The sequence below is a fragment of the Thermus igniterrae ATCC 700962 genome, from assembly GCF_000376265.1.
Classification (GTDB): Bacteria; Deinococcota; Deinococci; order Deinococcales; family Thermaceae; genus Thermus; species Thermus igniterrae.
In genome coordinates this window covers 1-20198 of the sequence record NZ_AQWU01000057.1, presented here as the reverse complement: position 1 = coordinate 20198, position 20198 = coordinate 1, and the positions used below count along the sequence as shown (strand labels likewise).

The 20198-nt window shown below is 69.5% G+C and carries 18 protein-coding genes; 16 read left to right on the top strand and 2 right to left on the bottom strand.

Translation table 11 applies throughout. The features are described from left to right. The first annotated feature begins 23 nt into the window (after positions 1 to 23). From B128_RS0104855 to B128_RS0104825, 7 genes are all read left to right on the top strand, one after another. Positions 24 to 515: an OmpH/Skp family outer membrane protein gene (locus tag B128_RS0104855; protein WP_018111152.1), complete on the top strand. Its 492-nt coding sequence runs from the start codon at positions 24 to 26 to the stop codon at positions 513 to 515. Between the two features lie 101 nt (positions 516 to 616). Further along, a complete protein-coding gene (locus B128_RS0104850; RefSeq protein WP_018111151.1) occupies positions 617 to 3211 on the top strand; it encodes a DNA translocase FtsK in 2595 nt (864 codons plus the stop codon). 38 nt (positions 3212 to 3249) lie between these two features. After that, positions 3250 to 3648 (top strand): S-adenosylmethionine decarboxylase, encoded by a 399-nt coding sequence (gene speD / locus B128_RS0104845; protein WP_018111150.1) that lies wholly within the window; start codon positions 3250 to 3252, stop codon positions 3646 to 3648. 2 nt (positions 3649 to 3650) lie between these two features. After that, positions 3651 to 4595 (top strand): polyamine aminopropyltransferase, encoded by a 945-nt coding sequence (gene speE / locus B128_RS0104840; protein WP_018111149.1) that lies wholly within the window; start codon positions 3651 to 3653, stop codon positions 4593 to 4595. A gap of 34 nt (positions 4596 to 4629) precedes the next feature. Then, positions 4630 to 5265: a DsbA family protein gene (locus B128_RS0104835; RefSeq protein ID WP_026175027.1), complete on the top strand. Its 636-nt coding sequence runs from the start codon at positions 4630 to 4632 to the stop codon at positions 5263 to 5265. A 68-nt stretch (positions 5266 to 5333) separates the two neighbouring features. Then, a complete protein-coding gene (locus B128_RS0104830; protein WP_018111147.1) occupies positions 5334 to 6869 on the top strand; it encodes a cation:proton antiporter family protein in 1536 nt (511 codons plus the stop codon). Continuing rightward, on the top strand, positions 6856 to 7590 hold the full coding sequence (locus tag B128_RS0104825; RefSeq protein ID WP_018111146.1) for a YebC/PmpR family DNA-binding transcriptional regulator: 735 nt from the start codon (positions 6856 to 6858) through the stop codon (positions 7588 to 7590). Before B128_RS0104830 ends, B128_RS0104825 begins: the two co-directional genes overlap by 14 nt. Before the next feature lie 48 nt (positions 7591 to 7638). On the opposite strand, the gene secA is transcribed toward B128_RS0104825, so the two are convergent. Both secA and tsaD read right to left on the bottom strand, forming a co-directional pair. Then, positions 7639 to 10635 (bottom strand): preprotein translocase subunit SecA, encoded by a 2997-nt coding sequence (secA, locus tag B128_RS0104820; RefSeq protein ID WP_018111145.1) that lies wholly within the window; start codon positions 10633 to 10635, stop codon positions 7639 to 7641. A gap of 39 nt (positions 10636 to 10674) precedes the next feature. Beyond that, positions 10675 to 11661, bottom strand: coding sequence for a tRNA (adenosine(37)-N6)-threonylcarbamoyltransferase complex transferase subunit TsaD (tsaD, locus tag B128_RS0104815; RefSeq protein WP_018111144.1), 987 nt, complete (start codon positions 11659 to 11661; stop codon positions 10675 to 10677). A 33-nt stretch (positions 11662 to 11694) separates the two neighbouring features. Between tsaD and B128_RS0104810 the strand changes: the two genes are divergently transcribed. From B128_RS0104810 to B128_RS0104770, 9 genes are read left to right on the top strand one after another with little or no spacing between them, the layout of a single operon-like run. Further along, positions 11695 to 13023, top strand: coding sequence for a vWA domain-containing protein (locus B128_RS0104810; protein WP_018111143.1), 1329 nt, complete (start codon positions 11695 to 11697; stop codon positions 13021 to 13023). A gap of 7 nt (positions 13024 to 13030) precedes the next feature. Continuing rightward, positions 13031 to 13456 carry a DUF1999 family protein gene (locus tag B128_RS0104805; RefSeq protein WP_018111142.1) on the top strand — a complete coding sequence of 142 codons (426 nt, stop codon included), beginning with the start codon at positions 13031 to 13033 and terminating at the stop codon, positions 13454 to 13456. A gap of 5 nt (positions 13457 to 13461) precedes the next feature. Then, a complete protein-coding gene (locus B128_RS0104800; protein WP_018111141.1) occupies positions 13462 to 13671 on the top strand; it encodes a heavy-metal-associated domain-containing protein in 210 nt (69 codons plus the stop codon). Positions 13672 to 13703: 32 nt separating this feature from the next. Further along, entirely contained in the window at positions 13704 to 14861 is a 1158-nt protein-coding gene (locus B128_RS0104795) for an acyl-CoA dehydrogenase family protein (RefSeq protein ID WP_018111140.1), read from the top strand. A 1-nt stretch (position 14862) separates the two neighbouring features. After that, the gene (gene holA, locus B128_RS0104790) at positions 14863 to 15759 is read left to right on the top strand and encodes a DNA polymerase III subunit delta (RefSeq protein WP_018111139.1); all 897 of its coding nucleotides are present in this window, start codon (positions 14863 to 14865) and stop codon (positions 15757 to 15759) included. A 32-nt stretch (positions 15760 to 15791) separates the two neighbouring features. Next, the gene (locus tag B128_RS0104785; RefSeq protein WP_018111138.1) at positions 15792 to 17186 is read left to right on the top strand and encodes a TldD/PmbA family protein; all 1395 of its coding nucleotides are present in this window, start codon (positions 15792 to 15794) and stop codon (positions 17184 to 17186) included. Between the two features lie 17 nt (positions 17187 to 17203). Further along, positions 17204 to 18517, top strand: a complete 1314-nt coding sequence (locus B128_RS0104780) for a TldD/PmbA family protein (RefSeq protein WP_018111137.1) — start codon at positions 17204 to 17206, stop codon at positions 18515 to 18517. Further along, positions 18514 to 19449, top strand: a complete 936-nt coding sequence (locus B128_RS0104775; protein WP_018111136.1) for a 2-hydroxyacid dehydrogenase — start codon at positions 18514 to 18516, stop codon at positions 19447 to 19449. The genes B128_RS0104780 and B128_RS0104775 overlap by 4 nt, the downstream gene beginning before the upstream one ends. A gap of 5 nt (positions 19450 to 19454) precedes the next feature. Continuing rightward, a complete protein-coding gene (locus B128_RS0104770; RefSeq protein ID WP_018111135.1) occupies positions 19455 to 20198 on the top strand; it encodes a sulfite exporter TauE/SafE family protein in 744 nt (247 codons plus the stop codon).

Here is a 20198-nt window from a genome sequence, read left to right as displayed (position 1 = left end):
GGGAAGCCATTAGGCTTGGCCCTATGAAGCGGTTCTCTCTGGTTGCCCTTCTGCTGGCCCTTAGCGCCCTCCTCACCCCCCTCCTGGCCCAGAACAAGGCCACCGCCACCCGGGTGGGCTTTGTGGACGCGGACGCCCTGGTCCAGGCCCACCCCGACTACAAGAAGGTCCAGGACCTCCAGGCCCAGGCCCGCAAGGAGATCTCCCCCCTGGAGGAGAAACTTAAGCCCCTGGCCCAGAAGGTCCAGTCCGGCCAGGCCACGGCCAAGGAACGCCAGGACTACGACGCCCTCCTTAAGACCTACCAGGACACGGTGAAGAAGTGGCAGGAGCGGCAGAACCCCCTGCTCAAGCCCATCCTGGAGGACGTGGACAACGCCATCGCCAAGGTGGCCAAGGCCCAGGGCTTCGCCGTGGTCATGAGCCGCCAGGTGGCGGCCCAGTCCGGCCTGGTGGTCTACGCGGACGAGGACACCGACCTCACCCAGGCGGTGATCCGCGAGCTGAAGCGCTAGGGCCAGGCCAAGCCTAAAGGGGGCCCGATGGCCCCTTTTTTGCCTGGTGCCCAGCGCTCCTTTGCTAGCCCTTCCCCACCGGGCTTTATATAATGCCTCTGATGGCCAAGCGGAAGCCCGCGAAGCCCACGCGCAACCGCGACCTCGAGGGCTTCGCCCTCCTGGCAGGAGCTGGAGGTCTCTTCCTCCTGGCCCCCCTCTTCCCCATCCCCTCCGGGGCCTTAGGGCCTTTCCTGAGGAGCCACCTCTACGAGCCCCTGGGCCTGCTGGCCTTCCTCCTCCCCCTGGACCTCTTCCTCCTGGCCGCCTTCCTCTACCGGGAACAGCCCCTAAAGCCCCTTCTCCGCCACCTCCTCTTCCTCCACCTCCTGGCCCTGGCCCTCCTGCCCCTCCTCGGCCCCCTTTCGGGACGTCTGGGCGCAGGATGGCGGGACCTCCTCACCGCCCAGGCGGGGGTCTTAGGCCTCCTCCTCTTCCCCCTGCTGGCCAGCCTGGTCCTGGACCTCTGGCTACGCCGCCCTCTCTTCCACCTCCTCCTCACCGGCCTGCGCCTGGGGGTGGAGGGGGTGCGGCGGGTGCGCTTCCGCCTGAAAACCCTCCTCTTGAGGCAAAGGGTAGCCTTCCTGGCCCGTCTTTACCCCGAGCACACCGCCCTGAAGGCCTTGGCCCAACGCCTCTCCCCAGCGGAGCTTCCCGAGGTGGAAGAGGCCCTCAGGACCTTCCTGGCCGAGCGGGTGGCCGAGCTCAAAAGGCGGATGGAGGAAGAAGCCAGGCCCCTGGAGCCCAGGCTCAAGGCCCTCCTGCAGGCCCTGGCCCGCCCGGTACCCGGGGAGGGCCCCTTGCGGGAAGCCCTGGAGGAGCGGCGGGCCGCTTTACAGTTGGAAGCCCAGGCCCTCCTCGCCCGCCTCAAGGCCCTAACCCCCCTCCCCCGCCTTTCCCCCACCCCCCGGGGCCTCCAGGAGGGCCTGAGGCTCCGGCAGGAGCGGGCCGCCCGCTGGGAGGAGCTCAGCGGGCTTCTGGAAGACCTGGAAAAGCGCCAGGAGGCCCTCGCCCAGTGGTTGGCCTTCCTCGCCCGCCACCCCGAGGCGCAAAGCGAGGGCCTGCGGGCCCTCCTGACCGGAAGCTCTCCGCCGGAACCCCTTGCCCCTCCGCCCGAGCCGGCTCCGGACCCTGAACCCTTTGACCTGGACCTGGTCTTCCCCGAGTCCACCCCGCCGCCCCAGGAGGCCAAGCCCGAGCCGCCCCGCCGGGCCACGCCCCCCACGGCCCTGGCCCTCCCCACCCCCGAGCTCCTGGACCCCCCCGAGCCCAAGGGAAACCGGGCCCTGGAGGAGGAAAGCGAGCGCCTAAAGCGGGCCATTGCCGAAACCCTGCGGCACTTCGGGGTGCAGGCGGAGGTGGTGGGCCACGCCCGGGGTCCCTCCGTGACCCGCTACGAGCTCCTGCCGGCCCCGGGGGAGAAGATCAGCCGCATCCAGAACCTGCAAAACGACCTGGCCCGGGCCCTGGCCGTGGGGGCGGTGCGGGTGGAGGCCCCCATCCCCGGGAAGAACACCGTGGGCCTCGAGGTGCCCAACCCTAAGCGGGAGCTGGTGCGCTTCTCCGAGGCCGTCCTCTCCCAGAGCTTCCGGCATGTCAAGGCCCTTCTGCCCCTGGTGCTGGGCAAGAGCATTGAGGGGGAGATCTGGGTACGGGACCTGGCCAAGATGCCCCACCTCCTCATCGCCGGCTCCACGGGAAGCGGCAAGAGCGTGGCCATCAACGTGCTCATCGCCAGCCTCCTCTACCGGCACCTGCCTACCACCCTGCGCTTCCTCCTCATAGACCCCAAGATGGTGGAGCTCACCCCCTACGAGGGCATCCCCCACCTGGTGCGCCCGGTGGTGACCAGCCCCGAGGAGGCCGCCGGTGTGCTCCAAGGGGCCGTGGCCCACATGGAAAGGCGCTACCGGATGATGAGCGGGGTGGGGGCGAGGAACCTGGAGCAGTACAACGCCAAGGTGGGCCCCGAGGAGGCCCTCCCCTACCTGGTCATCGTGGTGGACGAGCTGGCCGACCTCATGATGACCGCCCCCAAGGAGGTGGAGGCGGCCATCCTGCGCCTCGCCCAGATGGCCCGGGCCACGGGGATGCACCTCATCCTCGCCACCCAGCGCCCCAGCGTGGACATCCTCACCTCCCTCATCAAGGTGAACATCCCCGCCCGGCTGGCCTTCGCCGTCTCCAGCGGCTTTGACTCCCGCACCATCCTGGACACCCAGGGGGCGGAGAAGCTCATCGGCCAGGGGGACGCCCTCTTCTACCAGCCCGGCCTCACCAAGCCCGTGCGCCTGCAGGTGCCCTACCTCTCCGAGGAGGAGGTGGCCCGCCTGGCCGGCTTCCTCCGGGGCCAAAGCCACGAGGACCGCTTCGCCGAGGCCTACGGGGCCGACTTTGAGCCCCCCAAGGGGCCGGAGGGGGGAGGGCCGGGAGAGGTGGACTTCTCCGACCCCCTGTTGCGCAAGGCGGCGGAGATCGTGGTGGAGGAGGGCTATGGCTCAGTGAGCCGCCTGCAACGGCGGCTTTCCGTGGGACACGCCCGGGCGGGGAAGCTGATGGACGCCCTCGAGGCCATGGGCATCGTGGGGCCTGCCCGGGGGTCCAAACCCCGGGAGGTCCTCATCACCAAGGACCAGCTCAAGGACTTCTTCGGCTAAGGGGCCCCAAGCAAAAGGGTGTGCTATCATGGCCCCTTGTGGAAACGGTGCCGGGCGGGCGCTGGGTAGCGGAGATCTACGGCTGCGACCTGGACGTGCTGGAAAACCCCAAGATGGTGGAGGCGGCCCTGCTGGACGCGGTGATGCGCCTGGGGGCCCCCCGGGGGTCGGCCCAGTCCGTGGTCTACAAGTTCCACCCCCAGGGGCTCTCGGCGGCGGTGGTGAGCCCGGTGGCGGCGGTGATGATCCACACCTGGCCCGAGGACGGGGCCTCCGCCACCTTGGACCTCTACTTCTACCGGGACGGGGTGGACCCGGAAGAGGTTCTGAAGGGGCTTTCCCGGGCCTTCGGGGCCAAGGAGGAGTCCGCCTTCCGCTACTGGCGGGGCACGGAACATGCCATCAAGCGCCGCTCCCTCGGCGCCACAGGAGGTTAGCCATGGACTACGGCATGTACTTCTTTGAACACATCACCCCCTACGAGACCATGGTGCGGCGTATGGAGCGGGTGATCGCCTCGGGCCGCACCCAGTACCAGGACTACTTCCTCTTTGAGACCCAGGGTTTTGGCAAGGTGCTGGTCCTGGACAAGGACGTGCAGAGCACGGAGCGGGACGAGTACATCTACCACGAGACCCTGGTCCACCCCGCCATGCTCTCCCACCCCGAGCCCAAGACGGTACTCATCGTGGGGGGTGGGGAGGGGGCTACTTTGCGGGAGGCGCTGAAGCACCCCACGGTGGAGCGGGCGGTCATGGTGGACATCGACGGGGAGCTCGTGGAGGTGGCCAAGGCCCACATGCCCGAGTGGCACCAGGGGGCCTTTGACGACCCCAGGACCGTCCTGGTCATAGACGATGCCCGGGCCTACCTGGAGAGGACCCAGGAGACCTACGATGTGGTGATCATTGACCTCACCGACCCCGTGGGGGAGGACAACCCTGCCCGGCTCCTCTACACCGTGGAGTTCTACCGCCTGGTCAAGGGCCACCTGAACCCCGGCGGGGTGATGGGCATGCAGGCAGGGATGATCATGCTCACCCACCACCGCGTCCACCCCGTGGTGCACCGCACGGTGCGGGAGGCCTTCCGCTACGTGCGGAGCTACAAGAACCACATCCCGGGCTTCTTCCTGAACTTCGGCTTCCTCCTGGCCTCCGACGCCTTTGACCCCGCGGCCTTCTCCGAGGGGGTGATCGAGGCCCGCATCCGGGAGCGGAACCTGGCCCTGAGGCACCTTTCCGCCCCCTACCTGGAGGCCATGTTCGTCCTGCCCAAGGACATCCAGGAAGCGGTGGAGACGGAAACCCTGGTCTCCACCGACCAGAACCCCTTCTACCTCACCCCCGAGGGGGAGGCCCGCCAGGCCCCCTACCCCCGTTAAGGGCTTCTCACCCGGGGCGTGGTAGAGTAAGCCCATGCCGCGCGCTATAGTTCTCGTAGTGGTGGCCCTGGCCCTCCTGGGCCTGGGCTGGATCCTCTTTGGGCCCAAGGGCCAGGCCAACCTGGACCCGGGCAAGGGGGCCCGCTTTGCCCTGGGGCGGGAGGACGCCCCCGTGGTGGTGGTGGACTTCTCCAACTACCTCTGCCCCCACTGCCAGAACCATGCCCTCAACGTGCTTCCCCGGATCAAGGCCGAGTACGTGGACACCGGCAAGGTGCGCTACCTCTTCCGCGACTTCCCCTTCCCCGGCCAGGCCAACGTGATCCGGGCCAGCGAGGCCGCGGCCTGCGCCGCCGACCAGGGGCGGTACTACGAGTACCACGAGGTCCTCTTCCGGGCCGCCAGCGCCTGGGGGAACCTCCAGGGTACCGTGCTGGACCGCTACCTGGCGGACCTGGCGGGGCAGATGGGGCTGGACCAGGGAGCCTTCGCCCAGTGCCTGGCCTCGGGTAAGCACCGGGACGCGGTCCTGGCTGACCAGAAGCTGGCCAGCGACCTGGGCCTCACCGGCACCCCCACCTTCTACATCAACGGGGAGAAGTACGGGGGCTTCATGGACTACGCCCGCTGGAAGGAGCTTCTGGACAAGGCCCTGGCGGGAAAGGAGTAGGCCTAGGGGTGTAGGGGCGGGGGAAACACACCCCCGCCCGTTCCCTTGCCCTCTGCTACCCTTGGGGCATGGAAGCCCTCTGGGTGGCCGCTGCCTTCGTCCTGGGCCTCCTGGTGAGCCGCCTCGGCCTTCCCCCCCTGGTGGGGTACCTGGGGGCCGGCTTCCTCCTCCACGGGCTGGGCCTGCGGGAGACGGAGTTCCTGCGCCACGCCGCGGAGATCGGCGTCTTACTCCTCCTTTTCAGCGTGGGGCTAAAGCTCAGGCTCCAGGACCTCCTGGAGCCCCGGGTGCTGGGGGTGGGGAGCCTCCACCTCCTCCTCTTCACCCTGGCCGCCCTCCTCCTGGTGCGGCACCTTCCCCTGACCCTGGCCCTGGCCTTCTCCAGCACGGTGCTGGTGGCCAAGCTCCTGGAGGACAAGCGGGAGCTCACCACCTACCACGGGCGCCTGGCCATCGGCATCCTGGTCCTGCAGGACCTGGTGGCCGTGGGCCTCCTGACCCTTTATGGCGGCGGGGGGGTGAGCCCCTGGGCCGGGCTGGTCCTCCTCCTGCCCCTCTTGCGGCAGGGCGTGGGCTGGCTCCTGGAGCGGAGCGGCCACGAGGAGCTTCTGGTCCTCTTCGGCCTGGGCCTAGCCCTCCTGGGGGGAGAGGGCTTCCGCCAGGTGGGGCTTTCCCCGGAGCTGGGCGCCCTCCTCACCGGCACCCTCCTCTCCGGCCATCCCAAGGGCACGGAGATGGCCAAGGCCCTTTGGAGCCTGAAGGAGGCCTTCCTGGTGGCCTTCTTCCTGGAAATCGGCCTAAAGGAAGGGCTGGGTGGGGTGGAAGGGGGCCTGGTGGCGGGCATCCTCCTCCTCTCCCTGCTCAAAGCCCCCCTCTTTTTCGCCCTTTTCCTCCTCGTGGGGCTCAGGGCCCGCACCTCCTTCGTGGCCGGCCTCTACCTGGGCAACTACTCCGAGTTCGCCCTGATCGTGGGGGTGGTCCTGGAGCGGGCCGGCCTCCTCCCCCTAAGCCTGGCCACCCTGGCCCTCAGCGTGGCCCTGTCCATGGTGCTCTCCGCTCCCATCGCCCGCTACAGCCATACCCTCTACAAGCGCCTGGAAGCCCGCCTCCTGCGCCTGGAGCGCCCGGGAAAGCACCCCGACCAGGAGCCCGAGCGGCTGGACGGGGCCACGGTGCTGATCGTGGGCATGGGGCGCACGGGGGGTGCGGTCTACCGCATGCTGGAGGGGGCCGGGGAGAGGCCCTTGGGCCTGGACGCCGACCCGGAGAAGGTGGCCCGGCACCGGGCTAAGGGAAGGCGGGTCCTCTACGGGGACGCCGAGGACCCCGAGCTCTGGGAGCGCCTGGAGCTCAAAGGGCTCAAGGCGGTGGTCCTGGCCCTGCCGGACCTCGAGGCCAAGCTCCTCGCCGCCCGGTGGTTGAAGGAGCGGGGCTTCGGGGGCATCCTGGCCGCCACCAGCTTCCACCTGGAGGAGGACCCGCCCCTGCAGGCGGCCGGGGTGAACCTCCTCTTCCACCCCTTCCGGGAAGCGGGGGAACGCCTGGCGGAGAGGGTACTGGAGGAGCTGGCTATAATGGGTGAGGTGAGCCATGGCCGGTCATAGCAAGTGGGCACAGATCAAGCGCAAAAAGGCCGCCAACGACCTCAAGCGCGGCAAGATCATCTCCAAGCACCTCAGGGCCATCCAGGCGGCGGCCCGGGCCGGGGGTAGCCCGTACCCCGAGGCCAACGTGCAGCTCAGAAACGCCATTGAGGCCGCCCGGGCGGACGACGTCCCCATGGAAAACATTGAGCGCCTCCTGCAGAAGCTCCAGGGCGGCGGGGAGGGCGCCGAGCAGTACGAGGAGATCGTCTACGAGGGCTACGCCCCCGGGGGGGTGGCCCTTCTGGTCTACGCCCTCACGGACAACCGTAACCGCACCGCCGGGGAGGTGCGCCACGTGTTCAGCAAGTACGGGGGCTCCCTGGGCACCTCGGGGAGCGTGGCCTGGCAGTTTGAACGCAAGGGGGTGATCGTCTGCCAGAACTCCGAGGCCGCCCAGGAGGCCGCCATTGAGCTGGGGGCCCTGGACCTGGAAGAGGAGGGGGAAAGCCTCACCCTCTACACCGACCCCGCCGAGGCCTACCGCGTGGCCGAGGCCCTGAAGGCCCGGGGCATCCCCGTGGAGGCGGTGGAGGTGGTGCAGCACCCCCAGAACACCGTAGCCCTTTCCCCGGAGGAGGCGGCCAAGGTGATGCGGCTGGTGGAGGCCCTGGAGGACCTGGACGACGTGCAGAACGTCTACACCAACCTGGACCCCGCCAGCCTCCAGGTGGAGGCCTAGTCAAAAGGAACCCGCCCGGGGTCTTCCCCGGGCGGGTTTTCCCTTGGCCTACTCCTTCTTGCGCTTCTTCTCCTCCCGCATGAGGCGGCGCCGCTCCGCCCGGGAAAGACCGGGTTGGGGCGGAGGGGTGGAGCGCTTCCGCTCCACGCCGAAGGGACCCGCCTCCTGGGGCCTGGGCTCCGGCACGGGAACATAGGGGGCCTCCCGCACCGGGCGCACCGGCTCCGCTTCCACCTTGAGGCGGAAGAGGAACTTGGCCACCTCCCCCTTGATGAAGCCCACCATGTCGTTGAAGAGGCGGGTGGCCTCGATCTTGTACTCCTGGAAGGGATCCTTCTGGCCGTAGCCCCGCAGGAAGATGCCCTGGCGCAACACGTCCAGGTTGTGCAGGTGCTCCTTCCAGGCGGAGTCCACCACGTTGAGGATCACGAACCGCTCCACCGCCCGCATCAGGGAAGGGGAAAGCTCGGCCTCCCGCGCTCCGTAGGCTTCCAGGGCGGCCTCCACCAGCCGCTCCACCCCCTCCTCGGGCTTGAGCCGGCGCAACTCCTCAAAGGGGAAGTCGGCAAGCTGGGGCACGGTGTCCAGGAGGGCGGCCTTGAGGGCCTCGAGGTCCCAGTCCTCGGGATGGACCTGGGGGTTCAGGAAGTTCTCCGCCACCCCCGCCACCGACTCCTCCACCATGCCAAGGGCGGCCTCCCGCACCTCCTCGTCCTTGCCCAGGAGGATGAGGCGGCGCTGGGCGTAGATCACCTCCCGCTGGCGGGCCATGACGTCGTCAAACTGCAATAGCTGCTTGCGGATGGCGAAGTTGCGGTCCTCCACCCGCTTTTGCGCCCGCTCAATGGACCGGGTCACCATGGGGTGCTCAATGGGCTCGGAGTCGTCAAAGCCCATGCGGTCCAGCATGGCGATCACCCGGTCGGAGGCGAAGAGGCGCATGAGGTCGTCGTCAAAGCTCACGTAGAAGCGGCTTCCCCCGGGGTCCCCCTGGCGGCCGGCGCGGCCCCGGAGCTGGTTGTCAATGCGCCGGGACTCGTGCCGCTCCGTGCCCAGGATGAAAAGCCCCCCCAGCTGGCGCACCCGCTCCTCGTCCGCCTTGCAGGTCTCGCGGATCTCCCGGATTTTGGCGATGAGCTCCTCGCGGACGCCAAGCTCCTGGGCCAGGGCCAGGGCCTCCGCCTCCTGCCCCGCCACCATCTTCTTGATGAAGAGCTCCACCCGCCACTCGTAGCGGTCAAAGCCCTCCTTCTCCAGAAGGGCGGCGGCCAGGTACTCGGGGTTGCCCCCCAGCTTGATGTCCGTCCCCCGGCCGGCCATGTTGGTGGCGATGGTGACCGTCTTGCTCCGGCCCGCCTGCGCCACGATCTCCGCCTCCTTGGCGTGGTGCTTGGCGTTCAGCACCTGGTGGGGGATGCCCTGGCGGAGCACCCCCAGGGTGTGCACCGCCCGCTTCAGGCCCTCCCAGGCCGCCCGCAGGTTCCCCTTGGCGGGAATGAGGTCCTCAAAGGCCGCCAGGTCCTCGTCCTTGAGCTGGGTGGGCTTTTCCAGCAGCTTCCTTAGGCGCTCCCATTCCTCCCCCTGCTGCTTCTGGCTGGCCTTCTTGAAGAGCTCCAGGCGCATCTCCAGGCGGGGCAGGTAGAGGCGGGGCTCCTTGAGCATCTGGGAGAGCCTTTCCGACTTCTCTATGCTGATGGTCCCCACCAGGACGGGCTGGCCCCGCTCGTACTTCTCGGCGATCTCCTCCACCACCGCGTAGAACTTCCCCTTCTCCGTGCGGTAGACCACGTCGGGGTGGTCTTGGCGGATCATGGGGCGGTTGGTGGGCACCACCACCACGTCCATGCCGTAGATCTCCTGGAACTCCTTCTCCTCCGTCTTGGCGGTGCCCGTCATGCCCGCCCGCTTCTCGTAGAGGCGGAAGAAGTTCTGGTAGGTGATGGTGGCCAGGGTCTGGTTCTCCCGCTCAATGCGCACCCCCTCCTTGGCCTCAATGGCCTGGTGGAGGCCCTCCCCATAACGGCGGCCGGGCATGAGGCGGCCGGTGAACTCGTCCACGATGATCACCTGGCCGTCCTGGACGATGTAGTCCCGGTCCTTGTGGTAGAGCTCCTTGGCCCGGATGGCCTGGATGAGCATGTGGGCCAGCTCCATGTTCTCCGGGCTAAAGAGCCCCTCCACCCCCAGGAGCTTCTCCGCCTTGGCGATGCCTTGGAGGGTGAGGTGGACGGAGCGGTTTTTCTCCTCTATGGTGTAGTCCCCCGTGGGCTCCTTGCGCACCCCAGGCTCCGGGGGAAGGCCCCTTTCCAGCTTCTTGGCGATCTCCGCCATCTTGTAGTAGAGGTCCGTGGCCTTCTCCGCCGGGCCGCTGATGATGAGGGGGGTGCGGGCCTCGTCAATGAGGATGGAGTCCACCTCGTCAATGATGGCGTAGTGCAGGGGGGTGTCGTGGCGCAGGACCAGCTGCTCGGGGCTGATGGCCATGTTGTCCCGCAGGTAGTCAAAGCCCAGCTCGGAGTTGGTCACGTAGGTGACATCGGACAGGTAGGCCTTGCGCCGCTCCTCGGGGGTGGAGCTGTGCTGGATCACCCCCACCGTCAGGCCCAGGCCGCGGTAGACGGGGCCCATCCACTCCGCGTCGCGCCGGGCCAGGTAGTCGTTCACCGTGACCACGTGCACGCCCTTGCCGGTGAGGGCGTTCAGGGCCACGGCCAGGGTGGCCACCAGGGTCTTGCCCTCCCCGGTCTTCATCTCGGCGATCTTGCCCTCGTGGAGCACCGCCCCGCCGATGAGCTGCACGTCAAAGTGGCGCATACCCAGGTAGCGCTTGGCCGACTCCCGGGTGAGGGCAAAGGCCATGGGGAGGAGCTCGTCCAGGGAGGCTCCCTGGCGGTACTTTTCCCGTAGCTCGGCGTAGGCCGCCGCCAGGTCGGGGATGCGCTCCACCTCCGGCTCCAGCCGGTTGGTGGGCTCCACCACTTGCTTGTGGTAGCGGGCGATCTCCCGCTCGTTGTTGTCAAAAAGCTTCCGTATGAGGCCCAGCATCCTAGGCCCGATTGTACCCCTTTGTGGATGAGAAACCCCCTATGCTCCTTCCCTTCCCACCTCCTCCAGGGGCCAGTAGGCGGTGGCCCCCAGGGAGAGGGGGCTTGGGGGAAGGCCGGCCTGGTGCCGGCGCCAGGCGGCCAGGGCCACCATGGCCCCGTTGTCCTGGGAAAGGCCCTTGGCGGGAAAGTAGACCCTAAGCCCCGCCCGGCGGAAGCGCTCCTGAAGGACCTGGTTGGCCGCCACCCCCCCCGCCACCAGGAGAACCCGGTGCCCGGTATCCTGGGCCGCCCGGAGGACCACCTCCGCCAGGTGGCCTATGGCCGCCTGCTGGAAGCCCTTGGCCAAGGCCGCCTTGGGTGCCCCCCTTTCCACCAGCTGCAGGGCCTTGGTCTTGAGGCCGGAGAAGCTGAAGTCGTACCCCTTCTGGTCCCTGAGGGGAATGGGGAAGGGAATGGCCTCCCCGGTCTCCCGGGCCAGGCGCTCAATCTCCGGCCCCCCGGGAAACCCCAGGCCCAGGAGGCGGGCCACCTTGTCAAAGGCCTCCCCGGCGGCGTCGTCCCGGGTAGCCCCCAGGAGGCGGTAGCGGCCCAGGGCCTGGACCTCAAAGAGGTGGGTGTGCCCCCCTGAGGCCACCAGGGCCAAAAAAGGGGGCTCCAGGTCCTCGGGCCAGGCGGCGGCGATGTGGGCCTCGAGGTGGTGCACCGCATAGAAAGGACGCCCCAGGGCCCAGGCCAGCCCCTTGGCAAAGGTGTAGCCCACCAGGAGGGCGCCGATGAGCCCGGGGCCCCGGGTGGCGGCGATGAGGTCCAGGTCCTTGCGGCCTATCCCCGCCTCGGCCAGGGCCCGCTCCGTGAGGGAGGGGAGGGCCTTGAGGTGCTCCCGGCTAGCCAGCTCCGGCACCACCCCCCCGTAGGCCTCGTGCAGGGCCACCTGGCTGGCCACCAGGTTGACCACCACCTGGCCGTTCCTGACCAGGCCCACCCCGGTGTCGTCGCAGGAGGTATCTATGCCCAGGACCCACACGCCCTCACCCTAGCAGAAAGTAGGCTTAAGGCGGTGCTCTGGCTCCTCCCTCCCCTCCTCCTCCTGGTCTACCTCCTCTACCGGGCCAGGCGGCCGAGGCCCAGGCCCTGGGCGGGGGTATGGCTCTGGCGGCGGGGAAAGAGGCGGCGCTTCCGGCCCCGGCTGGACCTGCGGCTTGCCCTTTTGCTCCTGGCCACCGGCCTCATGGTCCTGGCCCTGGAAGACCCTCCCCTGGGACCCTCCCCCATGGTCTTCGTGGTGGACGCCTCCGCCAGCATGGCCGCCCGGGAGGGGACCAAGACCCGGCTGGAGCTGGCCAAGGAGAGGCTTTTACCCCTCCTGGAGCGGGCCCCCCAGGCGGTGCTGGTGCGGGCCGGGGAGGAACCCAGGGCCTTCGGCCCCGCCCCGGGGGTGGCCCTTCGGGAGAGGCTTTTGGCCCTGGAAGCGGGGGACCGGCGGGCGGACCTGGAAGGGGGCATGGCCCTGGGCAGGCGGCTCCTCAGGGCCCCGGTGGTGGTGGCCACGGACGGCCCCCCGCCCCCGGGGGCCGAGGGGTATTTGGGGGTGGGAAGCCCCCAGGAGAACCTGGGCCTGGTGGCGGTGGCCCAGGGGTTTTTGGCCCTGGGGAATAGCGCCCAAAGGCCCCTTACCGCCCGGGTACGGGTGGGGGAAGGCACCTTCCAGGTGGAGGTGCCCGCCCGGGGGTACGCCCGCCTCGAGGGCCTCCCCCCAAGCTTCAGCGCCCGGGTCCTGAACGGCGGGGCCCTGGACCTGGACGACGCCGCGGCCTTCGGCTTCCGGCGCCTGGGGGTGGACTACCCTCCCCTGCCGGCCCTGGGGCGGCTCTTTGCCCTCCTGGGGGCCATCCCGGGGGACGAGGTCCTGGTGCGGGTGGGCGTGCCCCAGGGTGCCCCGGAGCGGCCAAGCCTCTACCTGGCCCCTTCCGGCGGAAGGCCCACCCCCGTCCTCCTCACCACCCCCCATCCCCTCCTGGAGGGGGTGGCCCTCCTGGGGGAGAGGCTCCCCCCGCCACCCCGCCCTCCTGCCCCCTGGCAGCCCCTGGCCGAAGGGGAGGGAGGCCAGGGCCTCCTCTACTTCGCCCCCAAAGGGCTTTATCTGCCTCCCCTGGAAGCCCTCCAGGACCGCCCCTTCTTCCCCCTTTTGGTCTACAACTTCCTCCGGCCCTACCGCGAGGCCCCCACCGGCCTCCTGGCCCCCCAGGAGACCCTCCTTCCCATCCCGGGGGCAAGCTTCCTGCCCAAGGCCCCAGGAGGGGCGGGGCGCTTCCTGGCCCTTTTGGCCGCCTTAGTCCTCCTCCTGGAGGCCCTCTTCTTCCGAAGGGCAAGGCCCCAGGGGGCATAATGGGGCCATGCGCTTCCGCCCCTTTAGCGAGCTGGACATAGAACGCCTCAACCAGGTGGCGGGAAACCGCCCCCTGAGCCTGGGGGCCGTGCGCCACTTCGCCCGCACCGGCCACTCCTTCCTGGCCGAGGAGGGGGAAACCCCCCTGGGCTTTGCCCTGGCCCAGGCGGTGTGGCAGGGGGAGGCCACCACGGTGCTGGTCACCCGGCTGGAGGGAAGGAACAAGGAGGTCCTGGAAGGCCTCCTGCAGGCGGTGGTCAAGAGCGCCTACGACGCCGGGGTCTACGAGGTGGCCCTGCACCTGGACCCGGCACGGGAGGAGCTGGCGGAGGCCCTTAAGGCCCAGGGCTTTGCCGTGGGGCCCCTGGTGCTGGCGGTACGGGTCCTGGGAAGCCGGGGGGCCAGGGGGGAGACCCGGGGCGTCTTAGAATAGGGGGCATGAACCGCGTGCTCATCGGTATCCGGGGGGAGCCCACCCCCGAGGGGATGGAACGCATCCTCAAGGCCCTCAAGGGCCTGGAGGGGGTGGCCCAGGCCCAGGCCACGGGCCCTGCCCAGGTCCTGGTGGAGTACGACCCCCAGGCCCTCACGGTGATGGACCTCATCCGCACCATCCGGGAAGAGGGGTTTTTGGCGGGGATGCTTTGAGGCCCCCAGTAGACTGAGGGCCGAGGTGGAGCATGCTGGACTTCTACGCCCTGGAGGAGCTCCTCACCCCCGAGGAGCGGGAGATCCAAAAGGCCGCCCGCCGCTTCCTGGAGAAGGAAGCCCTGCCCTATATCCGCGACTGGTGGGAGGAGGGGGTCTTCCCCACCCACCTGATCCCCCAGTTTGCCGAGCTGGGCTTCCTAGGCCCCACCCTGCCCCCGGAATACGGGGGGGCCGGGGTAAGTAGCGCCGCCTACGGCCTCATCGCCTACGAGCTGGAGCGGGTGGACTCGGGGCTCAGGAGCTTCGTAAGCGTGCAGAGCTCCCTGGTCATGTACCCCATCTACGCCTTCGGGAGCGAGGCGCAAAGGCGGGAGTTCCTGCCCAAGCTGGCCCGGGGGGAGATGGTGGGTTGCTTCGGCCTCACCGAGCCCAATGGGGGCTCCGACCCCTACGGCAACATGAAGACCAAAGCCCGCCGGGAGGGGGACACCTGGGTGCTTTCCGGCACCAAGATGTGGATCACCAACGGCAACCTGGCCCATATCGCCATCGTCTGGGCCAAGGACGAGGAGGGGCGGGTCCTGGGCTTTATCGTGCCCACCGACAGCAAGGGCTTCCAGGCCCGGGAGGTGAAGCACAAGATGAGCCTCAGGGCCTCGGTGACCAGCGAGCTCATCCTGGAGGAGGTGCGGGTGCCCGAGGCCCTGCGCCTGCCCAAGGCGGAGGGTCTCAAGGCCCCCCTCTCCTGCCTCACCCAGGCCCGCTTCGGCATCGCCTGGGGGGTGCTGGGGGCGCTGGAGGCCGTCTACACCGAGGCGGTGGAGTTCGCCAAGAGCCGGAGCACCTTCGGCACGCCCCTGGCCCAGAAGCAGCTGGTCCAGGCCAAGCTGGCGGAGATGCTCTCGGACCACACGGAAGGCCTCCTCCTGGCCTGGCGCCTGGCCCGGCTCAAGGACGAGGGCAAGCTCAAGCCCGCCCAGGTCTCCCTGGCCAAGCGGCAGAACGTGGCCAAGGCCCTCAAGGCCGCCCGCCTGGCCCGGGACATCCTGGGGGGAAGCGGCATCACCCTGGAGTACCACGCCATCCGCCACATGCTGAACCTGGAGACCGTCTACACCTACGAGGGCACCCACGATATCCACACCCTGGTCCTAGGGCGCGAGGCCACCGGCCTCAACGCCCTCTAGTATGGTCATCGCCTTCACCGGCGACCCCTTTTTGGCCCGGGAGGAGCTCCTGAAGGAGGCCCGGCTGAGGGGTCTTACCCGCTTCACCGAGCCCACCCCGGAGGCCTTGGCCCAGGCCCTAAGCCCGGGGCTTTTCGGGGGAGGAGGGGCCATGCTGGACCTGCGGGAGGTGGGGGAGGGGGAGTGGAAGGCCCTGAAGCCCCTTTTGGAAGAGGTGCCCGAGGGGGTACCCGTCCTCCTCCTGGACCCCAAGCCTACTACCGCCCGGGCGGCCTTCTACCGCGCCCGGGAGCGGCGGGACTTCCCCACCCCCAGGGGAAAGGACCTCCTGCGGCACCTGGAGGGACGGGCCAAGCGCCTGGGGCTTAGGCTTCCCGCGGGGGTCTTGCAGTACCTGGCCTCCCTGGAGGGGGACCTCGAGGCCCTGGAGCGGGAGCTGGAGAAGCTTTCCCTCCTCTCCCCTCCCCTCACCCTGGAGAAGGTGGAAAAGGTGGTGGCCCTGAAGCCCCCCATCACGGGCTTTGACCTGGTGCGGGCGGTGCTGGAGGGAGACCCCAAGGGGGCCTTGGCCCGCCTCCGGCGCCTTAGGGAGGAGGGGGAGGAACCCCTTAAGCTCCTGGGGGCCTTCGCCTGGCAGTGGGGCCTCCTGGCCCGGGCCTGGATGCTCCTCCAGGAAAACCCCCGGCCCAGGGAGGAGGACCTGGCCCGCCTCGAGGCCCACCCCTACGCGGCCCGGCGGGCCTTAGAGCTGGCCAAGGGCCTCTCCCGGGAAGCCCTAAAGGAGGCCCTGGATACCCTGATGGCCGCGGAAAGGCGGGCCAAGGAGGGCAAGGACCCCTGGCTGGCCCTGGAGATGGCGGTCCTCCGGCTTTTGGGGCAACCCGCGCCCCTTCGTTGACCCGCTGGTCAGTCCCCTGGTATAGTCGGGGCATGCTCCAAGCCGAGCTGGTGGAAGCGGTGCTCCGGCGGGCCCTGGAGGGGGGAGCGGATTTCGCCGAGGTCTACGCGGAGCGTTCCAAAAGGCGGCGGATGAAGGTGCGCCAGGGCCGGCTGGAGGAGGCGGTCTCCGGCCTGGATTACGGCGCGGGCATCCGCCTCTTCTTCGGCCTCGAGGTGGTCTACGCCTACACCAACGACCTCACCCGGGAGGGGCTTCTGGAAGCCCTGGAAACCCTCCTCCGGGCCAAGGGGGCCCTGGGGAGGGTGGACGAGCGGGGTAGGGGGGGGCTGGACTTCCGCAAGCGGCTTCCCCAGGGGCTCCACACCCCCAAGGTGCCGCTGGAGGGAAAGGACAAGCGCTTCCGCCTGGAGCGCCTCCTGGAGGCGGAGGCGGGGGCCCGCCTGGCCCCGGAGATCAAGGAGGTGGAGGCCAGCCTCATGGAATGGACCCAGGAGGTCCTGGTGGCCAACACCGAGGGCACCTGGGCCGAGGAGGAGCGGGTGCGCACCCGGCTTTACGTGCTGGCCGTGGCCCAGGACGGGGCCGAGGTGCAGACGGGCTACGCCGCCCCCGGGAAGAGCGTGGGCCTGGAGCTCTTTGACCTCTATCCCCCGGCGGAGGTGGGGGCCAAGGCGGCCCGGCAGGCCCTCACCAACCTGCGGGCCAAGCCCGCCCCCGCGGGCACCTTCCCCGTGGTGGTGGGCAACGCCTTCGGCGGGGTCATCTTCCACGAGGCCCTAGGCCACCTCCTGGAGACCACCAGCGTGGCCAAGAAGGCCAGCGTCCTGGCCGACCGCCTGGGGGAGGAGGTGGCCAGCCCTGCGGTCACCTACGTGGACGACGGCACCCTGCCCCATGCCTGGGGCTCCAGCGAAATAGACGACGAGGGCCGCCCCACGGAGCGCACCGTCCTCATTGAGAAGGGAGTCCTCAAGGCCTACATGGTGGACCGCCTGGGCCACCTCCTCACCGGCTACCCCATGACGGGCTCCGGCCGCCGCCAGGACTACACCTACGCCCCCACCTCCAGGATGCGCAACACCTTCATCGCCCCCGGGGACCTGGAGGTGGAGGACCTCTTCGCGGGGATTGAGTTCGGCCTCTACGCCAAGGAGATGGGGGGCGGCCAGGTGAAGCCGGGCTCCGGGGAGTACAACTTCGCGGTGCAGGAGGGGTACATCATCCGCAAGGGGCGCCTGGAGGAGCCCGTGCGGGGGGCCATGCTGGTGGGCAAGGGGCCCGACACCCTCAGGAAGGTGGTGGCGGTGGCCAAGGACTGGGAGAACGCCCCCGGGATGTGCGGCAGCCTCTCGGGGGCGGTGCCGGTGGAGGTGGGCCAGCCCCACGTGCTGGTCTCGGAGATCGTGGTGGGCGGGCGGGCCTAGCCCCAGGGGGACGGACCATGACCCTAGAGGAAGCCAAGCGCTACGTGTTGCGGCGGGCCCGGGAACTGGGCCTCGAGGCCGAGGTCCTCTTCCAGGAGGAACGGGAGCTTTCCCTGCGAGCCCGGAACGGGGCCCTGGAGGAGATCAAGGAGGCCCGGCAGGGGGGCCTGGGCCTGCGGGTGGTGGCGGAGGGACGGGTGGGCTACGCCTACACCGAGGAGCTCTCCCCGGCGGCCCTGGACTGGGCCCTGGCGGAGGCCCGGGAAAACGCCCTCCTTTCCGGCAAGATGGGAAGCCTGCCCGAGGGCCAGCCCCTAGGGGCCCACGACCTCCTGGGGGAGGGGCTTTCCGCCCCCCTGGAGGCCAAGAAGGCGGCCGCCTTGGCCCTGGAGGCGGGCCTGCGGGAAGACCCCCGTACCAGGGCGGTGATGATGGCCACCTACACCGAGCGGGAGGTGCGGGTGAGCCTGGCCAGCACCCGGGGGGCGGAAGGCGCCTTCCGCACGGGGCTTACCGCCTTGGGGGGAAGCCTGGTCATGGGGGAGGGAGGAAGCCTCAAGCAGGGCTGGGACTTCCTCCCCGCCAAGGAGTTCCACACCCTGGAGCCCGGGCGCACCGCCTTGGAGCTAAGGGAAAAGACCGCCAGGCTCCTGGGCGCAAAGCCCCTGCGCACGGGCCGCTACCGGGCCTACCTGGAGCCCAGGGCCATGGCCAGCCTCCTCATGGTCTTCGCCCAAGCCCTCTCCGGGAAAAACGCCATGGAGGGGAAAAGCCGCCTTCTGGGCAGGCTGGGGGAGCAGGTGGCCTCGAGGCTCATCACCCTCATTGACGACCCCACCCTGGAGCGGGGCCTCCTCTCCCGCCCCTTTGACGCGGAGGGCACCCCCGCCCGCCCCACGCTGGTCATTGAGGAGGGGGTCTTCCGCACCTTCCTCCACAACACGGAAAGCGCCCGGGCCCTGGGCCAGGCCAACACCGGCCATGCCTTCCGCCGCTACCAGGGCACCCTGGACGTGGCCCCCAGCAACCTCTACCTGCGGCCCGTGGGGAACCTGAGGCTGGAGGAGGGGGTCCTCCTCACCGAGTTCATGGGCCTCCACGCGGGGGCCAACCCCGTGAGCCTGGACTTTTCCCTGCAGGCCCTGGGGCTTTGGGTGGCGGAAGGCAAGGTGCAGTACGCGGTGGAGAACTTCGCCGTGAGTGGTAACCTCCTGGACCTGCTCCAGGCGGTGGAGGCGGTGGGGGATGACCTCACGTGGCACCTCATGCCCGCCGCCGCCATCGGTAGCCCCACGGTGGCGGTGGCGGAGCTCTCCTTCGCCGGGGCATGAAGGTCCTCGTCACCCGCACCCTGCCCGGAAAGGCCCTGGACCGCCTGCGGGAACGGGGCCTCGAGGTGGTGGTCCACCAGGGCCTCTTCCTCCCCCGGGAGGAACTCCTCAGGAAGGTGGAAGGGGCGGTGGGCCTCATCCCCACGGTGGAGGACCGCATAGACGCCCAGGTGATGGAGCGGGCCAAAACCCTTAGGGTCATCGCCTGCTACAGCGTGGGGGTGGACCACGTGGACCTGGAGGCCGCCCGGGCCCGGGGCATCCGCGTCACCCACACCCCCGAGGCCCTCACCGCCGCCACCGCCGACCTCACCCTGGCCCTCCTCCTGGCGGTGGCCCGGCGGGTGGTGGAGGGGGTGGACTACGCCCGGCAGGGGCAGTGGCAGGCCTGGCACCCGGAGCTCCTCCTGGGGCTGGACCTGGAGGGCCTCACCCTGGGCATCGTGGGCATGGGCAGGATTGGCCAGGCGGTGGCCCAGCGGGCCGAGGCCTTCGGCCTGCGGGTGGCCTACACCAGCCGCCAGCCCAAACCCCTCCCCTATCCCAGGCTTTCCCTGGAAGAACTCCTGGAGACCGCGGACATCGTCTCCCTCCACGCCCCCCTCACCCCCGAGACCCACCGGCTGATGAACCGGGAAAGGCTTTGGGCCATGAAACGGGGGGCCATCCTCCTCAACACCGCCCGGGGGGGCCTGGTGGACACCCTGGCCCTGGTGGAGGCCCTGGAGGGCCACCTCTTCGGGGCCGGCCTGGACGTGACCGACCCCGAGCCCCTGCCCCCGGACCACCCCCTCTACCGGCGCCCCAACGCCGTCATCACCCCCCACATGGGCTCCGCGGGCAGGCGCACCCGGGAGCGCATGGCCGAGATGGCGGTGGAAAACCTGCTGGCCGTGCTGGAAGGGCGTGAACCTCCAAACCCGGTAGTATAGCCCCCATGAGCCTCCTCATCGGCTTTCTCGGCGGGGCCTTCGGCGGCCTAGTGGGCCTAGGCGGGGGCACGGTGATGATCCCCCTCATGGTGGGCCTCCTGCGCCTTTCCCAGCACAAGGCCCACGGGACCAGCCTGGTGGCGGTCTTCTTCACCGGGCTCATGGGGTCCTTTACCTACGGGCTCCAGGGCTCCTTGAATGGGAAGGCCGCCTTTTTCCTGGCCGCCACCGCCATCCTCACCGCCCGGCTTGGCGCCCGCTACGCCCACAGCCTCCCAGAAAGGGACCTCAAGCGGGCCTTCGGCGGCTTTCTCCTCTTCGTCTCCCTGCTCCTCCTCCTCAAGCCCTACCTGGCCCCCATGGGCCTGGTGCAGGGGGAGGTGTTCACGGACCTGGTGCTCCTCCTGGCCGGGGGCCTCACCGGCTTCCTCTCGGGGATGATGGGGGTGGGCGGGGGGACCATCATGGTGCCCGCCATGGTCCTCCTCCTGGGCCTGCCCCAGCACACCGCCCAGGGGACCAGCCTCCTGGCCATGGTCCCCGCCAGCCTGGTGGGGGCCCACACCCACCTGCGCCTGGGCAACGTGGAGCGCGGCCTGGCCCTGGGCCTGGTGCCTGGGGTGCTCCTGGGCACCTTTTTGGGGGGGGAGCTGGCCCACTACCTGCCCGAGGGCGGCCTGCGCCTGGTCTTCGCCGCCGTCCTCTCCTGGACGGGCTGGCGGTACCTCCGCCCACCCGTCAAAAAGTAA